This window comes from Dehalococcoidia bacterium, from assembly GCA_028711995.1.
In the GTDB taxonomy this organism is placed as follows: Bacteria; Chloroflexota; Dehalococcoidia; order SZUA-161; family SpSt-899; genus JAQTRE01.
Window position 1 is genome coordinate 1 of sequence record JAQTRE010000143.1, and the last position, 7,288, is coordinate 7,288.

Consider the following 7,288-nt stretch of genomic DNA (forward strand, 5'->3'; position numbering starts at 1 on the left):
GGCAATTTCACCGTTTGTATAGCCCTGGGCAGCCATGTGCAACACCTCTCTATCTCTTGCAGTCAACGTCTCATAAGGTTCCAGAGTAGCCTGTTCGGTGGACCGAGTGTAGACTTCTATGGCGCGTTCCGAGAGGGGTGGACTGAGATAGCGATGGCCGCTGGCCACGGCGCGAACGGCGTCTGCCAGTTCGCTTGAGCTGGACTCTTTGAGAACATAGGCTTCCGCCCCGGCGCGGAGGGCTTCAATGACGTACCCTTCGCTTCCATGCATTGAGAGAATGACCACATGGGTTCCTCGCAGGCGCTTCTTGATTTGACGCGTGACCTCGATTCCATTCATATCCGGCATCATCAGATCCAGGACCATAACATCGGGTCTCAACCGCTCTGCTAGTTGGCATGCTTCTGCACCAGTCCCGGCCTCTCCAATTACCTCAAACTCCTCTTCCTCCTGCAATAATGCTTTTAGCCCCTCTCTCAAAACGCGGTGGTCATCGGCTAGTATCAGCGTGATCTTTTTCATTTCCTGCCTCTCGATTCCCTGGCGGCTCCACAAGCGGCAATTCAGCCGTAATGAGCGTCCCATTTCCCGGAGACGTCTCGATTATCAGGGTGCCATCCAGCAGTAGTGCTCTTTCTTCCATACTGCTCAACCCGATAGTATTCTGGAAGTGCCGGGCGCTTGGGTCGAAGCCGCGGCCATGGTCCTCCACCCAGACAACAAGTTTGCTCTCTTCCGCCCATACCCGGACTATTGCCTGATCTGCTCCGGAGTGGCGAATAACGTTGGTCAGCGCTTCTTGCATGATGCGATAAGCTGCAGTAGCGATCTCCGGTGGAAATTGCCGGTTTAGCCCGGAGTGTTTGAAATCGATCTCTAAACCGGATCGAGAGCCCAGCCGTCCGATGTGCCAGATCAGCGTTGGCAGCAGCCCAAGATCATCCAGCATGCTTGGACGCAGTTCAGAGGAAAGGTCTCGCAGCTGTGTGATGACTTCGTGGGTCACTGTCTCTGCTTCGTTCAGGATCTTTTTCACCCGTCCGGCGGGCGCTTTGATGGCATTGTCAATCAGCAGTTTGACAACCGTTAGGGACTGGCCGATTTGATCGTGCAGTTCACGCCCGATGGTCCGGCGTTCCTCTTCTTGTACCTGGATCAGACGGCGCGAAAGAGCGCGCAGTCGCTCTTCCAATCGCTTTCTTTCGGTTACATCCTGGGTGGTGCCCACCATTCGGATGGGCTTGCCATCGTCATCGAAAGTTACTTCTCCCTCTGCGTGAACCACTCCCTCGGTGCCGTCCGGTCTGACGAAGCGATAGTCAAGACCATACCCCGTGCTTGACTGCAACGCTTCAGTGATGGCCTGGCGAACTCTGGGGCGATGTTCGGGATGGACATGATCCAGCCCCGCCTCAAAAGTCGCCGGGATTTGGCTCTGTGTCAGACCGAAGATGCGGTGGATTTCGTCCGAGTACCAAAGAACATTGGCGATGATATCCCATTCCCAGTTTGCCAGGTGAGCGATGCGTTGCGCCTCGGCCAGACTGGCTTCACTCCGGCGCAATGCCTTCTCTACCCGCCTGCGCTCACGTCGGCTCTCTGCCTCGCCCAGTTCTCTGGCGATGGCCGGGACCAGACGCTTGAGGCTTCCCTTGACGATGTAGTCATGAGCGCCTGCCTTCATGGCCTCCACGGCAATATCCTCGCCGATTTGACCGGAGACAATAACAAAAGGGACATCCAGACCTTTTTCGCGCAAAATCCCCAGAGCTTTCAGGCCGCTGAAGCCGGGCATAACGTAGTCGCTGAGGACGATATCCCATTGCTGCGCTTCCAGCGCAGTCTTCATCTCATCGGCAGTTTGAACTCGTGTGTAGCTTGGTTCATAGCCGCCTTTGCGAAGCTCTCTCAGCAGTAAAAGAGCATCATCTTCGGAATCCTCAATGATCAAGACTCTGAGTGGCTGATTCATCTAATCTCCTTTGGCGGTTAGGGGAGGAGGCTCGTTCAGCAGGAGCCAGTATGACCCCAACTGTCTTACCACCTCAGTGAACTGGTTGAAACTTATCGGTTTGCGAATATAACTGTTGGCCCCCAGTCTATAACCTTCTCCCATATCTCTCCGCTCTCTTGAGGAGGTGAGAATGACCACCGGCAGAAGCCTTGTCTTTTCATTGGCGCGGATGCGCCGAAGCACTTCCAGCCCATCCATTTTGGGCAGTTTCAAATCCAGCAGAATCAAATGAGGCATAGCCTGTAAAGGATCGCGACCGGAATAGGCGCCCGTGCGGAAAAGATAGTCAAGGGCTTCAATTCCGTCTCCCGCCACCACGAGCTTGCTGCCAATATTGGCTTTCCTGAGAGCGCGCTCCGTCAGCATAACATCGTCGGGGCTATCCTCAATCAGCAGAATGACTTTCTCTTCCACACCCCATCTCCTTTTTTCTCATGAAGCTCTGTCCTGAAAGTATCTTTGTGCTCTCTTTTCTTCGAATCCCGACTCGTCTAACCTGCGATGTAAAACATGTTCAGCAGAGACTTCTCAAATTGTGCCTTCAGGGAACCGTGAAGTAGACTGTAGCGCCCTTTCCCATCTCTGCTTCAGCCCAGACCTGGCCGCGGTGGCGGCTGATGATGCGCTGCACTGTGGCCAGCCCGATTCCGGTGCCGGGGAACTCACTGGCGGAATGCAGGCGCTGGAAAGGCTTGAATAGTTTATCGACATAGGCCATATCGAAACCGGCTCCGTTATCGCGCACAAAATATGTTTTCCTTCCTCTATGTTCCGTGATACCCACTTCTATTTTCGCCCTGGGAGTCTTGCCGGTGAATTTCCAGGAATTCTGGATCAGATTTTCCAGCGCCACCTGAAGCAGTTGTCTGTCTCCTCTGACTCGCATCTCAGGAGCAATAAGCACTTTCACACGTCGCCAGGGTTCCGTTTCTCTCAGTCCGGCAATGATTGAATTTGCCATCTCGCTGAGGTTCATCGGCTGGCGCTTCATTTCGCTGCGGCTTACCCGGGATAACCGAAGCATATCATCGATCAACTGTCCCATCAACTGGCTTGCGGCCTGGATTCGTTTCAGATAGTCCTTCCCGGTATCGTCCAGCTTTTCTGAATAGTCTTCAAGTACGGCAAGACTGAAACCCTCCATGCTTCTGAGAGGGGCACGCAGGTCATGCGAAACGGAATAGGCGAAGCTCTCCAGTTCCCGATTGGCAGCCTCCAGTTCATCTGCACGCAGCAGCAGGTTCTCGTTCAAACGTGTAACCTCTTCCTCTGCCCGCTTGCGCTCGGTGATATCCTGCACCGTGCCGAATCCGCCTGTGAACATACCCTCCTCATCAAAGTCTAGAGCGGCATTTTCATGGATCCACTTCACTTCATTCCCCACGATGATTCGGTGCTGGATGTCATAGTCCTTGCCTTCAAGGGCCTCTGTCCACTCACGGTCAACGTATTCCCGATCCTCCGGATGAATGTGCGAGAAGAATGTCTCAAAGGTCATTGGCGTTCCCTCGGGGATGCCGAAGATGCGGTAGGTCTCCCCGGACAATTGGAATTGGTTGGACTGGATATCCAGGTGCCAACTGCCGGTATGGGCCACCTCCTGAGCATGGGCGAGATCGTGCTGGCTCTCTCTTAGCTCTCTGGTGCGCTCCTGCACACGCATTTCCAGTTCCTCATGCACTTTTAGCAGTGCTACCTGGGCTTGCTTCTGCTCAGTGATGTCAATGATCATCTCCAGGATCAGGGGCGAACCATCGGTATCGATGAAGGGAAAGGCGTAAGCATCCATGACACTGGAGCCGTCCGGCGTGGCAGTCTCCCATCGATGGGGATTGCCGGTTTCAATCACCTTGAATGCTCGGCAAAACTCGCACGGTTCTGTGCGCCCGAAACGAAACTCATAGCAGCACCGGTCGAGGGACTCGCCGAGCCTTTGGCGAAAAGACCGGTTGGCAAAGGCAAAATGATAATCGGGCTTCAACAGGCATATCATCACCGGCAGAGTTTCGAGGACGCTATAGAGACGCTGGCGTTCGGTTAGAACCTCTTGTGTTCGCTTTTTCACGCGCTCTTCGAGTTCACTGTTTATATTTATTAATGCTTCTTCAAGCTCCTTGCGCGCAGTAATGTCCTGGCCTTGAGCAATTGTGGCAACCACGGTCTTGCCATCAGAAGCATGGATATTGGCTGAGTTCCATAACACGGTACGGATGGTTCCATCACTGTGTCTGATTGGTAGTTCAACCGCTTCCCACCTTTCCCCCGCAATGGCCCTGCGAATCTCCTCCAGAGATTGGGTCATGCTCTCTTTGGGGAACAGAATGCCCAGTTTTTTTCCTATAGCCTTATCAGCGCTCCGGCTCGTGAGCCGTTCAAAGGCATGGTTGAAGCGGGTGATGTGGAATTGCGGATCCCAGACGACGATGGGAGCATTGGCAGAGTCGAGCAGATTATTGAGGTAATCACTGGTTTCGCGCAGCGCTTCCTCCACTCGTTTGAGATCAGTGATGTCCTTGCCATAGATATTGATATCCCCAGCCGCCGCGATTGGGGCGAAGGTTAGGGCAAAGACCTGGTCCCCGCAGTCGGCTTCAACGCTGGTGTCGGAGTCGGAACGGAGGGAATCCGAGGCAATCTTGCCGTACTCGACGGGCAGATATCCGCCGACTTGACTCTTCCAGAAGTCGAGCAGCGGCAAACTGGCTTCGTTGGCATACAGAATAGTGCTGTCGCTGTTAACCCGGAGTACAGGGTTGGGGTTCTCGCTGGTAAATCTGGCTAGCCTCTGGATTTGGTCTTCCGCTTGCTTACGAATGGTGATATCATGCGAGACGTTTGCCAAATAGAGTATCGCCCCGGTCTTCGGGTCGGTGATGGTGAAAGTCCGTGCATGGACGTCGGTGAGCTTGCCAGTCTTGAAATTGCGGTATTGGAGATCACCCGCCCATTGGCCGCTCCTCATCAGATTCGATAGCACTTCATGGCGTATTTTCTTCCTGAAGTGAGCGGGGATGATCTCAAAGATATTCACCTTTTTAGATTTTTCCGGGTCGATGCCCACCATCTCGGCACCTGCTTCGTTAAGAAAGACAATCGTTCCATCGGGGGTGGTCAGGCCTACCAGTTCCTGACTGTATTTGACGATGGCTGCCAGCTTCTGTAGGTCCTGTTCGGTGTTGACCCGTTCGGTTACATTCTTTATATATGAGAGGACTCCATCGATCCGGCCTTCTGAATTGTGCCTGGGAACATAAGTGTTCTCTAAATACTGGAGGTCTCCATCGCGGGAAACCATCGGAACAGTAACGTGTTCAGGACTTCCGCTCTCAAGGACCCTTTGCTTGAGGGTGGTGATATTCAGGGCATCTTCTTTTGAGAAGATGTCGAAGTCTGTCTTGCCGATCAAGTCTTTCTCTGTCAGGCCCAGCGGAGGATTCACTATCAGGGTATAGCGGAGGTTTGAATCCTGTACCGAAAGATGGTCGGGGGTATTGGTGGTAAGGAACTTGAACTTCTGCTGGCTCTCCTGCAGGGCCTCCTCAGCGAGTTTCATCGCCGTCATATCCACTGATGCAGTGCCGACTCCGATGATTTCTCCCGTTTCGTTTCGGATCGGTTTCAGATAGAGGTCCAGGAATAGCCGTTTCCCGTTGGCGGTGATCCAGCGCTGTTCGCGTATTTCCACCCCGGTCTCCATGATCTGACGTTTGAGAGAGATCAGGTGAGCGGCATCTTCAGGTGCAAAGACATCGATGTCCAGCTTACCGATAACGTCTGGTGCGTTAACCGAACGCTGATTGTATGCCCAGAGAACGCGCAGGTTTCGGTCCTGGGTGGCGATTGAGACAGGGGCGCTCTGGAGTGTCAATCGGAAGCGACGCTCGCTCTCTTTCAGGGCTTCTTCCGATTGCTGGTGCTGGGTGATATCCTGAATCTGTGCGAGATAGCCTCTCTGAGTTTCACGGCCCTTACTCAGAGGCACGATGACCACGTCGAGGTGAATGATTCCCGCTTTGCTTGTTTGGTGTAGACCGTGCTTCCTGACTTGCTCAAAGTCAAGGGGAACCCGAAGTTGCACTGTCTCTCCGTGCCGCAGCTTGAACTGCATCTCATCGGGCAGATTGGGATTGCCAAAGAGATCATATCCTTGCAGTTCTGTCTCAGAAGCTCCAAAGATGTCTAGGCAGGCTTTGTTGGCCATTTTCAATCTGCCGGCCGCATTGTAAAGTTGAATTCCCACGGGGGAATGTTCGTAGATGCTTCTGAATTGTTCTTCTCTCGTGATCAACGCCTCTCTGATTGCCTTGTGTTTGGAGTTTTCAACAAACTCCCATTTGCCCTCCTGTTTAATGAGGGCAAAGTCATGGTGGCGCAGGACGTCGATGATCTCGATGGCATTGCATTTATCCATGCAGTAAGAGCACAGGGCAAGTATCCGATATTTGCCGATGACGTTATTTATGGCTGCTTCATAGTCAGTGAAATCTTTCCAGTCCTTCTTTTCCAGCCAGATGGTATTTCCCGTTAGCCTAAAACCATCATAGCCTTTTGTCAGAGCCTGGTTGAGCTTATCAATGCAGTCGTTGAGTACGCGCTCGGAATTAAAATAGCCGTCCTTAACGTACCACTCGCTGTGTGAGAGTATCTCGATCTGGCCTTTTTCCAGGTATCGGTCAAAGTCAGGCATGGCTTTTGCCATTGCCTGACGGGCCTGCTGGTCGCCGAGGGGCTCAGCGGTGATCCACAGACAGAACTCATTGCTCTCTAATCCGGCTTTGAAGAAAGGGGCCAGGATATCCGCCAAGTCTTGCGAGGTCCGGTAGAATTGGCAAAAGTGGGTGCCCCAGGGGACGTCGCCGATGATATCCAATCCGCTTGTTCTGAGTCCGTCCGGCATCATTGTTGCTTCACTCTTCAAGTCTACTGCAAAGGATACGGGGTTTGTGCGGAACCAAGTCCACGAACGCTGATACCGGATTTTACTACTCATAAGCATGTGAGTCAAGTCGCATTGATCCCGAGATAAGTTACCTCTGATTAAGTCCCGAATCATGCGATAATAATGGCAGACTACTTCAAGGAGACCTGCCGTGATAAATGGACCCACATTTGCCAGCCTGGCCTATGACAATAAGAAGAAGAGGACTCGCCGGGAGAAGTTCCTGGAAGAGATGGATCGGGTGATTCCTTGGGATGAGTTATTGAAGATCGTTCGGAAGCGCTATCCGAAGAAAGGGAATGGTCGCCAGCCGATGCCATTGGAGCGGATGC

The 7,288-nt window shown here is 53.0% G+C and carries 5 protein-coding genes; 1 reads left to right on the forward strand and 4 read right to left on the reverse strand.

The window, feature by feature from the left end:
* The 4 genes from PHV74_13740 to PHV74_13755 all read right to left on the reverse strand — a co-directional run.
* Positions 1-525, reverse strand: a 525-nt coding sequence (locus PHV74_13740; GenBank protein ID MDD5095421.1) for a response regulator transcription factor, incomplete at its 3' end; no start/stop codon positions are given.
* Positions 494-1,975, reverse strand: a complete 1,482-nt coding sequence (locus PHV74_13745) for a PAS domain-containing protein (GenBank protein MDD5095422.1) — start codon at positions 1,973-1,975, stop codon at positions 494-496. The genes PHV74_13740 and PHV74_13745, both read right to left, overlap by 32 nt.
* Positions 1,976-2,431 carry a response regulator gene (locus tag PHV74_13750; protein MDD5095423.1) on the reverse strand — a complete coding sequence of 152 codons (456 nt, stop codon included), beginning with the start codon at positions 2,429-2,431 and terminating at the stop codon, positions 1,976-1,978.
* A 127-nt stretch (positions 2,432-2,558) separates the two neighbouring features.
* Positions 2,559-6,917, reverse strand: a complete 4,359-nt coding sequence (locus PHV74_13755) for a PAS domain S-box protein (protein ID MDD5095424.1) — start codon at positions 6,915-6,917, stop codon at positions 2,559-2,561.
* 193 nt (positions 6,918-7,110) lie between these two features.
* Between PHV74_13755 and PHV74_13760 the strand changes: the two genes are divergently transcribed.
* Positions 7,111-7,288: IS5/IS1182 family transposase (locus PHV74_13760; protein ID MDD5095425.1), on the forward strand; the 178-nt coding region annotated here is incomplete at its 3' end.